We start from the raw sequence: 14,854 nt of genomic DNA, 5'->3' as shown, positions 1-14,854 counted from the left end.
GCTTGTGGACGACGCCGGCGGCGACATCCGTCTCCACCCCGCTGGCCTCGCCCCACGCGGCTATCGACAACGCGCCGCCTACACCGGATTCGTCGCGGGTGAAGGTTCCGTACTTGCCGATCATCTTCACCACGAAGCAGAGCGGCTCCTTCGACGTCACCGCATCGACGAGCCGGTGACATGGCAACCCCACCCCCTCCCACCACGCTGAAGGCTTGACAGCAGGCGTCGGCCCGGACCGCGGTCGCCTTGAACAGGGCGGTCACGAGATCACCACGTCCGCACGGGACATCCTCGGGCAGCCCGTGTCACCCCCGGTGCTACGGTTTGTCCAGCGACATCAGCAAATCGCTGAGCAACTCACCGTTGGCCAACGGCCAGCGGGCGGCAACGCCGGTGGTTAGGTCCACCGGTACGTCTCGGAGATGGGCAGCGGGGCAGATGCCGCCTCGGACACACCGGGCGCAGCCCGGGCGGGCTGAGGGGGAGAACGGAGTTCTATCGGGGCCGATCTCCCCGGATGACATGACATGTCGTCCGGGTCATCCGGACGACGACCGGATCAAGGAGATCGGAGAAGTCCTAAATGAATGCCGCACTTATCCCCGTGGAAACCGTGCTCCCCCGGCCGGCGGAGCCTTTGCCCGTGCCAGCCCTCGCGGTGGCGACTCGCAAACTGGCCGACAAGCTCATCGACCAGTTCAACATGAGCGAGGACGCCGCACAGGCATTCGCGCTTGCCGTTGTTGATCCTTCCGCCGCCCGCCGGACTGCCGAGGATCCCGAGCGGCTCTCGGTTCCCGGTGGGGTGATCCTTGCTGTTCGGGCCGAAGTGTGGGCCCGATACGTCATCCCCGATCCGCGGAATCCGCGGATCGGGCCGGCTCGTCGTCACCCCGTCTCTGACCTTGTCGGTCGCGGAGGAGAGAGCACCCGGTTGCGTCCACTACCGGAGCCGAAGGCTGCGCCAGACGGGCGTCCAGAGCTGATCCAGCAGATTCAGGGCCAGGAGCATCTGGCCTGGACGGCGCAACAGGCCCGCGATTATGTGATCAACAACAACGACTGGCGGTCCTCCATCCGACACCAGGGTGTGATGACCGAGGTGTGGCTTGCGGCCACGACGTTCAAGCACTTGGACGGCAACCCGAGTATCACCGTCCCTGTGACCGCCGAGGGCTCCAGCCGCATGACATGCGTGCACGACCTGCTCGGCCTTCGGTCCGCCGACATCCCCTACGACCGCGACGAACGCAAGATGCGTGCGCACATCCGCAGGCTGAACGATGAGCTCACTGCGGCCGGGTCACCTGACCAGGTGGAACCGGACATGGCGGTCCAGGCGCGGTGTGAGAAGGTGCCCGCTCTGCTGCTGGTCGGCTTCGAGCCCCACGGCGACATCGCCTCCGACTTCGGTGTCGCGGTCAAGTCGCTGGTGGCGCTGCGGCACGTGGACTACCCCAAACCGTGGGGCGAAGCGACCGAGAACGAGGCGCTCGCCGATGCGATCCTCGACGAGCTGGAACGCCGCAACCTGATCACGACGGGCAAGGCCGAGTGGCTGGCTGGTGTGCTCACGCCGGCGGAGGCAGAAGCCGCGGGTTTCAGCGCTGACCCGGCGGTGCGGACTGCAGCGATCGTCCGGCTGTTCACCGACCGCGGTCCGCGCATCCATGAGGCCGTCCGCGTCGCGATCACCACTCAGAGCACGCGCAAGAAGACCAGCCCGAAGCTGCTGTTCGACCTGGCGACGTCGCTAATGCTGCGGTCCGTGCCGGAGAAGGACTCACGTCGGCGGGAGCGTATCCGCAAATACCTCAAGGAGGCGTTCAACGTCGAGTTGGCCAAGGAAGACTGGGAGGCGACCTTCCGAACCGCGGAGGAACTCGCCGCCGCCGCCCTCGCCGAGACCGAATCCGGGAACCCGGGGCCCGCGACGCGCGAGCTGGCCGCCCGTAGTGCCTACCCGCTCGTCGTGAACGGACACCTGCTCGACCGAGGTCCCCGGGACACCGAGCCGGAGGACCGCCGCAAGCCGGGCGAGGTGATCAACCGGATGCGGATCACGCCGCCGGGCGTCTACCAGTTGCGGCAGGCGCTCGTGGACTACGGCAACGGCCGCCGGATTCGGATGGTGGACGACACCGGGAAGGTCGAGCGCAACGTCGAAGGCCGGGACACCATCGCCAGAAACGCCGAGTTGCGACACCGCTTCCACGTGGCTGGAGAAGGCCCCGGACTCATACCCGCCCCTGAAACCCCCGCCGAGACTCTGGGGAACGTCCTGAACGCGCTCGGCCGGGCGATCCGTGAGGTCGAGACCGCGGTCAAGAAGGTCGAGGCGGTTCGGTCCGACGACGGCACCCCTGCCATCGACGCGCTGGGCGCGAGCAAGGTGGACTGCGACGTCTGGCAGAGCATCCTGTTCGGTGTCGTTCAGAAATTCCCGATCTGGAGCAGCCGAAGCGCTCAACGGCACGGTCTGGCTTCTGGGGATGACCCCGACCTGGACGGGGACGATCTCGACGACGAGGCTGATCTCGACGAGGGCGACGACACCGAGATCGCGTAGACCTTGAGGGCCTCCTCCCGGGAGTCATCTCGGCGGGGCCTGTCGCCCTCTTCGCTAGCGTTGAGAATGCGACACGGACAAACGTGTGACGCCCATCTCGCCTCTACCAGGGCCATGAGCTGGAGTGGACGGTGCCCAACCCGTATTTCTTTGAGGGTCGGGAGCGAGAGCTTCGCGACCTCGTCGACCATCGCATCAACGACAACCTCGACCAAGCGGCGTGCGCAGGGGCGGACCCAGACGTCTACCACCCCGACGAGGAACGGCCCGACGAGCTGTCCCTCCTTCGCTGCGCCGGCTGCGCCGCTCGCATCGCCTGCCTCGCGCTGGCCCTGCGGGCAGAGGACCCCGAGGCGCGCCACGGTTGGTACGGCGGACTCGGCCCCGCCGACCGGGACGACATCGCCCCGACCCTGCAACTCGATGCCCCCCAGCCGCTGCCACCGGACCGAGCCGTGGAAGCCGCCCAACTCCGCGCCGCCGGCTGGACCATCGGACAGATCGCGGCCGAGCTCGGCTGCAGCCACCGGACGGTCCAGCGCTACCTCCGAGCAGCTGCCTAGGACACGACAGAACAGTGAGAGGGAGCGGGCGACACATCGCTGAGAAACACAGCGAACAGCCCAGGTCACGGCTGCCGTCCGCGACAGGAGAGACGAGAACCGAGGTTCGTCGTCAGCCGCTCAGGCACCGCGAACCGGGCAGGGAGGTGACCGTTGCAGCCGCGCGGACCGCTGCGGGGCGTGGGGAAGACCGCACTCGGAGTCGCGATGATCCGCGCCCGCGAGAGCCGGCGGGACGACCGGCTGTTTGACGACCCGTATGCGCAGGCGTTCGTGAACGCCGCGCCGGGGGCGTTTCCCGACGAGCCGAAGACCGAGAGGCAGGTGGCTGCGCTCGGGCCGCTGGCATCCCTGGGAGCGGTGTTCCACCTCCACGGCGTCATCCGCACGCGGTTCTACGACGACTACCTGACAGCCGCCACCGCGGCCGGATGTCGGCAGGTGGTGCTGCTGGCCGCGGGCCTGGACACCCGGGCCTTGCGGCTTGCCTGGCCGCCGCGCACCCGCGTGTTCGAGCTCGACCTTCCCGACGTGCTGGCCTTCAAAGACACGGTGCTGGCCGCTTCCAGCGCTGTGTCACGCTGCGAGCGGGTCACCGTGCCGGCTGACCTGCGGGAGGACTGGACGGCGACGCTGACCGAGGCGGGCTTCGACGTCACCAGCCCGACGGCGTGGCTGGCCGAAGGGCTGCTCCTTTACCTCACCGCCGACGAAGCGGGACGACTGCTCACCAACGTCAGCGACCTGTCCGCCCCGGGCAGCCAGCTCTCGTTCGAGCACACCCCCATGGCCGCCGCCAGCCTGACCGCCACCACACGCCAGATGCCGACCATGCAGCAGTACACGGCGCTGTGGAAAGGCGGACTCGGGGCCGACGCCCCCGGCTGGCTCAGCGGCCACAGCTGGCAACCCCAGTTCCACGAACTCGCCGCACTCGCCGCTTACTATTGCAGGCCGATTCCCGACGCGACCCACGGTGGCTTTCTCACAGCCCTGCGCGTGACTCCATGACCCCAGCACGCAGCCGCCGCCCACAGGAGCCCCTCGGTCAGCCCTTCCAGCGGGGCCGGATTGCCGAGTACATCGTCCGGCACAGGGATTCGGTGGTTGTCGACCGGGCGTGGGTTGTCGACCGGGCGTGCCAGACTTGCGCTCATGACTGCCCCCGCCCCCGCTGACGGCTCGCGCGGCCTGCCCGTGCTGGAGATCGCGCAGATCGACGTCACGCCCGGCGAGGAGGAAAAATTCACCGATGCCTACCGCTTGGCTGTCAGTGAGATCACATCCTGCCCCGGTTGCCGATCGGTGCGGATGACCCGCGGGGTGGAGTCACCGTCGCGGTTCGTCCTGCTGGTCGAGTGGGAGAACCTCGACGCGCACCTGGTGACCTTCCGGGAGTCCGACCGCTTCGTCCGCTGGCGTGCGGCGCTGGGTCCCTTCTTCGCCCAACCGCCCACTGTGGAGCACGTGACCGACCTGCCGTGAGCACCTTCGTCAACTACTTCTTCTTCGCGCCGCTGTTCGCCACCTTCTTCGGCTTCCTGGGGTGGATGGTCCCCGCCGTCCTGTCCCGCGGGGCACTGCCCCGCCGCCGGGTCAGCGTCTACGCCTTGTTCCACACCGGCTACGCGATCATCGCCGTCCTGACTCTGTTCCTGCTCGTGGTGGGGACGCAGACGCCTACCCGGGCCGTGGAGCCCGACGGTCAGGTCCACTTCGTGGCGGGCGCACGCAGCCATGAAGTGCTCCCGCTCCTGGGCACTGCCGCATCCTTCGCCGTCGTGTGGCTGGTCCGGCGGGAGTGGTTGCGCCGTCGCGGCGCTCGGTAGGGACACCCGCGGCGGCCGGCCCTGGCAGAGCCGGCCCTGGCAGAGCCGGCCCTGGCAGAGCCGGTGCTGCCAGAGCCGGTGCTGACGGCCGGTACTGATGCGCGGACACTGTTCGGGCGGGCGTTACGCTGGGCGTGAACGGGCAGGTCTCTGTGAGCGTGCCCGACCCAGGCGCGGTCCACGTCCGCGTCGATCGATTGCCACGAGGACTGCCCGATGCCTGCTCTGCGTTCCCGCACCACCACCCACGGTCGTAACATGGCCGGCGCTCGAGCCCTGTGGCGTGCCACCGGCATGACGGACAGCGACTTCGGCAAGCCGATCGTGGCCATCGCCAACAGCTTCACCGAGTTCGTCCCCGGTCATGTGCACCTGCGCGACCTCGGCCGCATCGTGTCGGACGCGATCGCGGAGGCCGGCGGCGTGGGGCGGGAGTTCCACACGATCGCGGTGGATGACGGCATCGCCATGGGTCACGGCGGAATGCTCTACTCGCTGCCGTCCCGCGAGATCATCGCGGACAGTGTCGAGTACATGGTCAACGCGCACTGCGCGGATGCGCTCGTCTGCATCTCGAACTGCGACAAGATCACACCAGGGATGCTGCTGGCGGCGCTGCGGCTGAACATCCCCACCGTGTTCGTGTCCGGCGGCGCGATGGAGTCCGGTCAGGCTGTCGTGTCCGGTGGCGTCGTCCGGTCCGGTCTGGACCTCATCTCCGCCATCGCCGCATCGGTGGACACCACGGTCGATGACGCCGAACTGGACGCGGTGGAACGCTCGGCCTGCCCGACCTGCGGGTCGTGCTCGGGCATGTTCACCGCCAACTCGATGAACTGCCTGACCGAGGCGCTCGGGCTCGCGCTGCCCGGCAACGGGTCCACCCTGGCCACCTCCGCCGCTCGCCGCGACCTGTTCGTCCAGGCCGGACGGACCGTTGTGGACCTCGCGAAGCGCTGGTACGACAAGGACGACGACGCCGTGCTGCCGCGGTCGATCGCGACCCGGGCGGCGTTCGCCAACGCCTTCACCGTGGACGTGGCCATGGGCGGTTCGACCAACACCGTCCTGCATCTGCTGGCCGCCGCGGTCGAGGCCGGCGTCGACATCACCCTCGACGACATCGACGAGATCTCCCGGACGGTGCCGTGTCTGTGCAAGGTGGCGCCGAGCTCCGAGTACCACATGGAGGACGTCCACCGGGCCGGCGGCATCCCGGCCATCCTCGGGGAGCTCGACCGGGCCGGACTGCTGCACCGCGACGTCCACACCGTCCACTCGGCAAGCCTGGCGGAGTTCCTGTCGCTCTGGGATGTCCGCCGGCCGGACCCGGCCGGCGAGGCGGTGGAACTCTTCCACGCGGCACCGGGCGGAGTGCGCACGATCGAGCCCTTCTCCTCGGTCAACCGGTGGGAGTCACTGGACACCGATGCCGCATCGGGCTGCATCCGCGACGTCGCCCACGCCTACTCGGCGGACGGTGGCCTCGCGGTGCTGCGCGGAACGCTCGCCCCGGACGGTGCCGTGCTCAAGACCGCCGGAGTGGAGGCCGGGCGGCTGACCTTCCGCGGCCCCGCGCTGGTACTGGAAAGTCAGGACGACGCGGTGGACGCGATCCTGTCCGGCCGGGTCCACCCCGGTGATGTGCTGGTCATCCGCTACGAGGGCCCACGGGGCGGTCCGGGCATGCAGGAGATGCTGTACCCGACCACGTTCCTCAAGGCGCGTGGTCTCGGGCCACAGTGCGCGCTGGTCACCGACGGGCGGTTCTCCGGCGGGTCCGCGGGTCTGTCCATCGGGCACGTCTCACCCGAGGCCGCGCACGGCGGCGCGATCGCGCTGGTTCGGGACGGCGACATCATCGAGATCGACATTCCGTCCCGCCGACTGGACCTGATGGTGGACGCGGCCGAGCTGGCCGCGCGCAAAGCCGCGCTGGCCGCGTCCGGCGGCTTCCGGCCGGCGGACCGAGCGCGTCCGGTATCGGCCGCGTTGCGGGCCTACGCGGCGATGGCGACCTCCGCATCGACCGGCGCGGTTCGTGACGTCTCGCTGGTCTCCGGATAGGGAACCGGGGCCGGCTGGTCAGGCCGGGACGCAGAGGGAGAGCGCGAAGTCGTCGGCCGGGTCGGTCCACCAGCGGACCATGGCCAGACCCGCGGCCGCGAACTCGGTGGCGAGCCTGTCCCTGGTGAACTTGGCGCTGATCTCGGTACGCATCTGTTCGTTCTCGGTGAAGGACACCGACAGGTCGAGCGCGCTTATCCGCACCTGCTGGGCACGCACGGACCGCAGCCGCATCTCGATCCAGGAGTTCTCCGCATCCCAACAGGCCACATGCGCGAACCCGCGCGGGTCGAAGTCCGCGCCGAGCTCGTGGTTGATGACCGACAGGACATTGCGGTTGAACGCCGCCGTGACACCGGCGCTGTCGTCATAGGCGGCGACCAGCCGGTCGGGATCCTTGACCAGGTCGGTGCCGAGAAGCAGCGCGTCGCCTTCGTTGAGCTGGGCGCGCAGGCTGGTCAGGAACTCGTGTCGTCGGGTCGGGGCGAGGTTGCCGATGGTCCCGCCGAGAAAGGCGACCAGGCGACGGCTGGCGCCGGGCAGCAGGTCGGCACCGGGCAGCAGGTCGAGGTGGCACTCGAAGTCACCCACGAGCGCGTGGATGGTCACCCCGGGGTACTCGCCGCGGATGGCGGTGGCCGCGCGGGAGAGCACGGTCTCGTCCACGTCGAAGGGCACGAACCTGCGCAGGTGCCCGCTGTTGCGCAGCGCGTCGAGCAGCAGGCGGGTCTTTGCCGACGTTCCGGAGCCGAGCTCGATGAGGGTGTCCGCTCGCGACATCGCGGCGATCTCATGGACGCAGCTGGTCAGAATGGCCCGTTCGGTCCGGGTCGGGTAGTACTCGGGCAATCGGGTGATGGCGTCGAAGAGCATGCTTCCCGTGGCGTCGTAGAACCACTTGGGTGGCAGTTCCTTCGGATCCGCCGTGAGCCCCGCCCTGACGTCGGTCGCGAGTGCCGCGGCGCGGTCGGCTGCGCTCAGGTGCCGGTCGACGACGATTCCCGGGGCGGTCCTGGTACCGGTGCCGGGACCGACCCGGGAATCGTCGTCGACCGCGGAGCCCACATCGGTGAGATCGGTACTGGACGCTGTCATGGTTGCAACCTCCGGGAGCGTTTCTGCGACCGAGAGTAACCGAATTCTAGATCAAATTACTAATGGTTACATCACGTGTGTCGGCGGTCAGCAATTTTTGATCATCAAGGTCAATCCATCCGTCCGAGTCATCGCTGGGCTCGCTGGCCACGTGCACCCCGATGGCGTCACCATCTGTCGATACCCGGTATGAGAGGGTTTCACCCCAGGTCGTGGCGACGATCTGGGTGCCGTCGGTTGCCAGCAGGTTGAGTCGGGCGGCACCGTCGGCCCGACCCGCGGCGACGACCACGTCCGCGACGGCGTCGGCGAGACTCGCGCCCGCGCTCATCCGCTGCCAGACCACGGCGGCCAACAGGGCGGAGTCGCAGCGCGAGTCGGGCACCGGGGCGCCCCGGTGCCAATCGAGCATGCGCATCACCACGTCGACGTCCACCCGCCCGTTGTGGCTGAGCAGGTACCGACCGTGCGCGTAAGGTGCGGTCGCTGTCTCCTCGATCGGCATGCCGACAGTGGCGTTGCGTACCGCTCCCAGCACGCAACCGGACTGGACCGCACCGGCGAGTGAGGCGAACGAGGCATCCGTCCAGATCGGGACAGCCCGCCGGTAGCGAGCCGGCTCGGTCCGCAGCGCGGGGACGTACCAGCCGACACCGAAGCCGTCCGCGTTGATCCGGCCGTGCAGCATCCGTCGTGGCATCCACGCTTGGCGCAGCAGACTGTGTGGCGGATCATGTAGGAGTGCGGTGAGCGTCTGCGGCGTCCCGAGCCAAACCAGGTGGCGACACACCAGCCTCAGCCTCCCATCTCGGCGTCGCGCGCGAGCCGGAAGCCGGCAAAGATCTGACGGCGAATCGGATGATCCCAGTTGCGGAAGGTCGACCGGACGGCGCTGTGGTGCGTGGCCCAGGACCCGCCGCGCAGCACCTTGTAGACGCTCGGGGACGTACCGGGGAAGAACACCTCGCTGTACTCGCGGTACGGGAATGCGTGGAAACCCGGATAACCCGAGAAGTCGCTGGCTGTCCACTCCCACACGTCACCGATCATCTGTTCGACGCCGTACGCACTGGCTCCGGCTGGGTACGCTCCACGTACGCCCGGACGGGACGTGACATGGTCAAGGTTCGCCCGCTCCGGCGTCGGATCGCTGTCCCCCCAGGGAAAACGTCGCGAACGCCCGGTGACGGGATCGTGCGCGCACGCCTTCTCCCACTCGGCTTCGGTGGGCAGCCGCCGCCGGGCCCAGCGGGCGTGCGCCTGCGCCTCGTACCAGCAGACGTGCTGCACGGGCTCGTCCATCGGGACAGGTTCGTCGCGGCCGAAACGGCGCCGTACCCAGCTTCCCGCCTCGCGGCGCCAGAACTGCGGCGCCCGCAGTCCGGCCTCGCATCGCCACGCCCAGCCCGACGGCGACCACAGACGTTCGTCGTCGTAGCCACCGGCCTCGATGAACGCCATCTGCGCCGCGTTGGACACCGGCAGCGTGTCGATGAAGAACGCCGGGACGTACACGCGGTGCGCGGGTCGTTCGTTGTCGTAGGTCCAGGCGTGGCCTGGTGTGTCGCCGTCGGTGCCCATCGTGAATTCGCCGGCCGGCACCAGCACCTCCGTCGGCAGTCGGCGCCGTCCGGCCGGTGGGACGCGTGCCTCGCCGGTCTCGCCGGTCCCGCCGGTGCCGCGGGTGTCGCCGATGACCGCGGGACCCGTCCGGAGCTGGTGGGTGGCCAGCATCGTCTCGTCGTGCTGGTGCTCGTGCTGGAGTACCAGTCCGTAGACGAAGCCGTCCGCCAGCAGCGCGGACGGTCCGACTGGTTCGACCGGCCCGACCGGTGGCCGCAGCGGCGTGTGCAGTGCGTCCAGTGCGTCCGGGGCGAGTCGGTCCAGGGCGTCCAGGACATGGCCGCGGACCTCAGCCAGGTAGCTGCGGGTCTGCGCCGGGCTGAGCAGGGGTAGGGCGGGCCGGTCCGCCCGGGGATGGCGGAACGCGTCGTAGAGCTCGTCGATGCCCGGCCGTAGTGGCGCCCTGCCCGCCGCCGCCCGCAGCAGCCACAGTTCTTCGTAGTTGCCGACGTGGGCGAGGTCCCAGACCAGCGGTGACATCAGCGGTGAATGTTGGTGGCACAGGTCGGCGTCGTCAAGGTCGGTGTAGGCCAGGCTCCGCGCCCGGCTGTCCGCGAGCGCCCGGGCGATGTCGCCCGGTTGCGCGCCTGCGCTCGCAGTCACAGCGCGACCACAGCGGCGCTGTTCGGCGCGGGCACCGATGCTGTTACGCTCAGACAACGTTCGCTCGCGTCGATCTCGGTGCGCAGCAGGCCCTCCGGCCCGACCTCGGCCAGGCGATCGGTGAGATCGTCGGCGGGGCAGCGGCCCGGCTCGACATAGTTGTCAAAATACGCGTCGACGGCCGCGAGCAGGGATGCGTCGGCGTCCATCCGGCCCAACGCGTCCCGGGCCGCACCCGCGCACGTCCTGGCGGCCTGGTGCAGGGCGGTGTCGCCCAGGCCCACGAGCGCCGCGGTGACCCACTCGTCGGCGACGGGCACACATGCATCGGCCGCGATGTCAGCGGCATGTGGGTCGTCGAGCAGCGCGGTGGTCACCGCGACCACCACCGGCCAGTTCCCGGCCGGGACCGCGTCGAGGTAGCGCAGCTCCAACCAGCCTCGCGGGCGCACCGGTGGGAACACGGTCGTCGCGTGGTAACTCAGGTCCGTGGTTGTCGGTGGCCGCGTCAGTGGGCTCTCGCCCGCCACCCACTCGCCGAACGTCATCGCGGTCGGGGGTTGCGCGAACCCGCCGAGCGGATCCCGAACCAGCATGATCCTCGCGGCCAGCAGATAGTCAGCCCAGGCGGTTGCCGGGTCGGACCGGCGAGCGGTCGCCACCGGCCGGGTCCGGGTCGGATCGATCTCCGCCCACACCGCCTGCCGGGTCGAACAGCAGCCGGTGGCCGTTCCCGCCAGCACCGGGGAGGCGGCGAACATCGCCACGAGCGCGGGCCCCAGGGCATGCGCCAACTCGAAGCGCCCGGTCCACTGGTCCGTGGTACCCGCGTTCAGGTTGACCTGGATGGAGGCGGTCGAGCACATCATCGTCACCCCCGCCGACCCGCCGCCGGCCCGGAAGTAGCGCTCCATGGCTTCGTAGCGGGACGCGGTGAGATGGCGGCGCGGCGGTCGCAGCGGGTCTGTGCCCATCCCGACAAGCGCGAGGCCGGCATCCGCGAGCATGGACCGGACCCCGGCGAGGTCGGCGGCTGTCCGCGCCAGCGCATCCGACAGCGGCAGCGGCGGAGCCGACAGCTCAAGCTGGCCACCGGGTTCGAAGGTGATCCGGGTTCCGCCTGGCAGGGTCGAATGCCCCGGGATGCCAGTTGCCCCGGCGGTTGCCCCGGCAGTTGCCCCGGCGGACGGGCTGTCGCGGAGATCGAACGGGCGCTCGGGAACGGCGGCGGTGAGCGCCGCCATCGTCCGGGTGGGTGCCACCGGGCGGTATACCGCTTCCGTGTCGACGACGAACCACTCGGTCTCGACGCCGACGGTTCCCCGCGGCTGCTCTGTCAGGCAGGTCAGGTGTGCGTAGCGATGGACGTCTGCCGCTGACCGGATCTCGTCATCAATGCCGCGGTGATCGTCTTTCGGCTTACCTGACTGTATCCGTGTCATGAACCCTCCAGGTCCGGACCGGCCAGTGTCGCTGGCCGCGGGTCGGTGCGGGTCGGTGCGGGGATCGTGCCGTGCGGGTGCCGTGCGGGTGCCGTGCGGGTGCCGTGCGGTGCCGTGCGGTGCCGTGCGGTGCCGTTACGTCGTACCCCGATGCGGCAGCCGTGGCCCGGACTTTTGTGTCCCTGGTGTTTCCTGCACGGTATGTCCTGTCTCCGGTAACACACGGTCGGTATGGGAGCGACGGTCGGTACAGGCGGTCGGTAAAGGCGTCGGGGTTCGGATGGGAGCCCGGTGGAGATATCCACAACGTGGGTTTGCCGGTGTGATTTGTATGGGAAGGTGGTCGCTGCGTAGCCGACTCGCTATCGCGGTGGCCGCCCGGGGGGTGGCCGGCCTGCCCACGGCGGAGGTGAGGGATCGTGCGCAATGCGGGCCGGTTCGGCCGCGATCTGGTCAGCCGGAGTGTGGTCGGCCGGAGTGTGGTCGGCCGGAAGGTGATAATGACTCGGGTGTCACAGGGACATCGGGTGTCGCAGGGACACTGGCCCGGTCGGTCGGCCATGGCGGAGTATCGGCGTTGCCGGCAGCTCTACGTGGTCGAACGTAAGGACAGGGCAACCCGAGCGGCGGTGGTCGCCGGCGTCGTCGCAGGCGTAGCCGCGATCGTGGTCAGCGTGTTCGGCGTTCTGTTGAGCCTGTCCACATTGCTGATACTGCAGCTGGCCCTCGGTTTTGTCATCGTCGTGCTTGCTGTCGCGGCAACCCGCTTCTTTCGATCTCCACCGGAAATCGAGTCGTGGCGGGAGGATGCCGAAGCCGAACGGCATACCGCACGCGCGCTCGAGCGCCTCGCCCGTGCCGGGTACACCGTCCTTCATGATCGTTCTATTACCGGTTCCGCCGGCAACATCGACCATCTGGTCATCGGAGCGTCTGGCGCGTGGGTGGTCGAGACGGCCGCGCATCGCGGGCCGCTGCGGCAGAACCGGGCCGGGCTCTGGGCGGGCAAGGTGCCGTTGCATCCCATGCTCGAGCTGGTCGCGTGGATGGGTGAAGAAGTCACCAACCAGCTGGTCGCCGAGCTGCCGGCGGGTTGGCAGGTCTGCGTGCAGCCGGTGATCGCGTTCGCGCGCGCCGCGCCGCCGCACGGGCTCGCCGTGCTCGACGATGTGGTGTTGCTGCCGGCGACGGGGGTCGCTGACTACATCCTCACGGCTGGTGTCCTGCTGCGGCCGCTGGACGTCGCCGTGCTGGTGGACGCCGCCGAGCGGGTGTTTCCGGCCTATCCGGTGAACGGCCCGGAACCGACGTGGCCGGCCATGTCCCGGTTGCGGGGTCTGCTGCGGCGCTGACGTCCCTCCTGGAACCTTTTTTGGATCTTTCCTGGACGGGGTGTCGGTCACCGCAAAGCCGTGCGCCGCGTGGCTGCCCAGGGGGCGGATGATCCCCTGATATCGTCGGCGACCGGACACACTTTTGGATGTTGAACGGTCCGTGGCCGTGTTCCCGCCGGCGGCGGTATACCCACGGCGGCGTGTTGGGTCTGCGCCGGGATACCGCCGCCGGACCACATCCCAGGTGGACAGTTGCGGGGTCAATGCGTTCGCGGATGATGGGTGCAACCGCTGAACCACAGCTGGAACGGTCGCGGCACCAGCGCTGCGAGAATGCATTCCAGCGTCGCCGAAATAGCATTCACGCCAATGAAGAGAAATTGGGAATAGACGGGATCGCGGGCGCGCCGTAGGCTTTGGTTCAGGCCAGTCACCCCCTATTTGTGAAGCGCGGTCGAAGGGTGTGGAGATGGGTAAGAGAATACTTGTGCTGGACGCCGACGGAGAGCTTCTGGGAAAGTTCGCCGACACCTACACGGCACACCTGTGGAGTCACTACAGGATTCTCGCTCCCGGCTTCGACGGGCACGTCGAAGTGTTCGACCCGCACACCAGGACGTCGCTCGTCGTGGGGACCGATGAATGTCGGAGTATCATCTGGGGAAGGATCCAGAACACGTCGGTGTCCTGTGACGAGCGGGCCGATTCCGACGATTTCAGCCTGCCGGAGCAGTCGCTGGGGCAGCTGTCACGCCGGTCCGTGACACGTGCCTGGCTTACTGCGGGGGCCTGAACGGCTTCTGAAACCATATGAACACCTTGAGCTATGTTCCCAGCTCCCCGGCTGCCGGCTGACGGTGTCCCGGCCGCCGGGTGAACCGATACCGATGGTGCCCGGTCCCCATGAGTGCCCTGGGGACGTGGGCCGCCGGCGGCGCGAAAGAACCATGATCGCACCGCGGTCGGCCCTCAATGCGGCCTTCCGGTGTCGGGGCTGATGCGGGAGCGGCGGCGTGGGTAGCGGTGGTACACGGCCACCGCCATCCCTTACCCGCGCCGCCGTTCCCGTCTTTCGTGCTTTCGTGCCATCGGCGACCGGCTGCCGTCACCGATCTGGCGGCGCACGACCAGGGAACCCGCCAGCAGAAAGAAAAGCAGCAGCACGAACGTGTTGGACGTACCCCCGCTCGAGCTGGTCAGCACCATGTCCACACCGGACCGCAGGACAGCCCCGCAACTCGCGGTGATCGTGCGGTGCCCGGCCCGATAGGTGGCGAACTGTACGACGGTGGAAAAGCGACCACGGCTGTCCGCTGTCGTCTGTCCGATGATTTTGTTGTCGTCGGACGTGATGACGACCGGCGCGCCCGACCCGCATCCCGCGCCGGTGGCGATCAGCGTGTCCCCGGCGGAGAGAATCGGATGGTCCAGCAGCAGCTCGCCGGGTACCGGGCTGCGCGGGGTAAGCGTGGGCGTCGATCCCGGGGTGGTCGGTGTGCACCTACCCGACGCGGTTCGTACCGACGTCGTCGGGCAGGGCGTCGGCGGCTGTGGGCACCGCTGTCCGGCGGGCACGAGCAGGCCGCCAGGGCATGTCACCGACGGTTGCGGACAGCGGCCCGCGCTGTCCGGCAGGGCTCCGCCGGGGCAGGTGGAGCCGGGAGTCGGGGTCGGACACGGCTGCCCGGCCGGCACCGTAGTCCGGTCGGCACAGGTCACCCGTTGC

The 14,854-nt window shown here is 69.0% G+C and carries 13 protein-coding genes; 8 read left to right on the top strand and 5 right to left on the bottom strand.

Annotation, left to right across the window (positions count from 1 at the left end; all coding sequences use genetic code 11):
- The first annotated feature begins 586 nt into the window (after positions 1 to 586).
- The 6 genes from U9977_RS17915 (at position 587) to ilvD (ending at position 7,031) form a co-directional block, all read left to right on the top strand.
- Positions 587 to 2,572 carry a hypothetical protein gene (locus tag U9977_RS17915; RefSeq protein WP_322750422.1) on the top strand — a complete coding sequence of 662 codons (1,986 nt, stop codon included), beginning with the start codon at positions 587 to 589 and terminating at the stop codon, positions 2,570 to 2,572.
- A gap of 131 nt (positions 2,573 to 2,703) precedes the next feature.
- Entirely contained in the window at positions 2,704 to 3,135 is a 432-nt protein-coding gene (locus U9977_RS17910; RefSeq protein ID WP_322750421.1) for a helix-turn-helix domain-containing protein, read from the top strand.
- A 153-nt stretch (positions 3,136 to 3,288) separates the two neighbouring features.
- The gene (locus tag U9977_RS17905) at positions 3,289 to 4,146 is read left to right on the top strand and encodes an SAM-dependent methyltransferase (RefSeq protein WP_322750420.1); all 858 of its coding nucleotides are present in this window, start codon (positions 3,289 to 3,291) and stop codon (positions 4,144 to 4,146) included.
- Between the two features lie 144 nt (positions 4,147 to 4,290).
- On the top strand, positions 4,291 to 4,620 hold the full coding sequence (locus tag U9977_RS17900) for an antibiotic biosynthesis monooxygenase family protein (protein WP_322750419.1): 330 nt from the start codon (positions 4,291 to 4,293) through the stop codon (positions 4,618 to 4,620).
- Positions 4,617 to 4,964, top strand: a complete 348-nt coding sequence (locus U9977_RS17895; RefSeq protein WP_322750418.1) for a hypothetical protein — start codon at positions 4,617 to 4,619, stop codon at positions 4,962 to 4,964. The genes U9977_RS17900 and U9977_RS17895 overlap by 4 nt, the downstream gene beginning before the upstream one ends.
- A gap of 216 nt (positions 4,965 to 5,180) precedes the next feature.
- Positions 5,181 to 7,031: a dihydroxy-acid dehydratase gene (ilvD, locus tag U9977_RS17890; RefSeq protein ID WP_322750417.1), complete on the top strand. Its 1,851-nt coding sequence runs from the start codon at positions 5,181 to 5,183 to the stop codon at positions 7,029 to 7,031.
- A gap of 18 nt (positions 7,032 to 7,049) precedes the next feature.
- On the opposite strand, the gene egtD is transcribed toward ilvD, so the two are convergent.
- From egtD to egtA, 4 genes are read right to left on the bottom strand one after another with little or no spacing between them, the layout of a single operon-like run.
- Positions 7,050 to 8,126, bottom strand: coding sequence for an L-histidine N(alpha)-methyltransferase (egtD, locus tag U9977_RS17885; RefSeq protein ID WP_322750416.1), 1,077 nt, complete (start codon positions 8,124 to 8,126; stop codon positions 7,050 to 7,052).
- 46 nt (positions 8,127 to 8,172) lie between these two features.
- Complete coding sequence (gene egtC / locus U9977_RS17880; RefSeq protein WP_322750415.1) at positions 8,173 to 8,916, bottom strand: ergothioneine biosynthesis protein EgtC; 744 nt, start codon at positions 8,914 to 8,916, stop codon at positions 8,173 to 8,175.
- 5 nt (positions 8,917 to 8,921) lie between these two features.
- The gene (gene egtB, locus U9977_RS17875) at positions 8,922 to 10,352 is read right to left on the bottom strand and encodes an ergothioneine biosynthesis protein EgtB (RefSeq protein ID WP_322750414.1); all 1,431 of its coding nucleotides are present in this window, start codon (positions 10,350 to 10,352) and stop codon (positions 8,922 to 8,924) included.
- Positions 10,349 to 11,794, bottom strand: coding sequence for an ergothioneine biosynthesis glutamate--cysteine ligase EgtA (egtA, locus tag U9977_RS17870; protein WP_322750413.1), 1,446 nt, complete (start codon positions 11,792 to 11,794; stop codon positions 10,349 to 10,351). Before egtA ends, egtB begins: the two co-directional genes overlap by 4 nt.
- A 560-nt stretch (positions 11,795 to 12,354) precedes the next feature.
- On the opposite strand from egtA, the gene U9977_RS17865 reads away from it, so the two are divergent.
- Together U9977_RS17865 and U9977_RS17860 are read left to right on the top strand one after the other, a co-directional pair.
- Positions 12,355 to 13,146 (top strand): nuclease-related domain-containing protein, encoded by a 792-nt coding sequence (locus U9977_RS17865; RefSeq protein WP_322750423.1) that lies wholly within the window; start codon positions 12,355 to 12,357, stop codon positions 13,144 to 13,146.
- Between the two features lie 451 nt (positions 13,147 to 13,597).
- Positions 13,598 to 13,921, top strand: a complete 324-nt coding sequence (locus U9977_RS17860) for a hypothetical protein (protein ID WP_322750412.1) — start codon at positions 13,598 to 13,600, stop codon at positions 13,919 to 13,921.
- Positions 13,922 to 14,175: 254 nt separating this feature from the next.
- Here the strand turns inward: U9977_RS17860 and U9977_RS17855 are convergent.
- Positions 14,176 to 14,854: hypothetical protein (locus U9977_RS17855; RefSeq protein WP_322750411.1), on the bottom strand; the 679-nt coding region annotated here is incomplete at its 5' end.

This window comes from Protofrankia sp. Cas8, assembly GCF_963555845.1.
Classification (GTDB): Bacteria; Actinomycetota; Actinomycetes; order Frankiales; family Frankiaceae; genus Protofrankia.
This window is presented reverse-complemented; position numbering and strand designations above follow the sequence as displayed.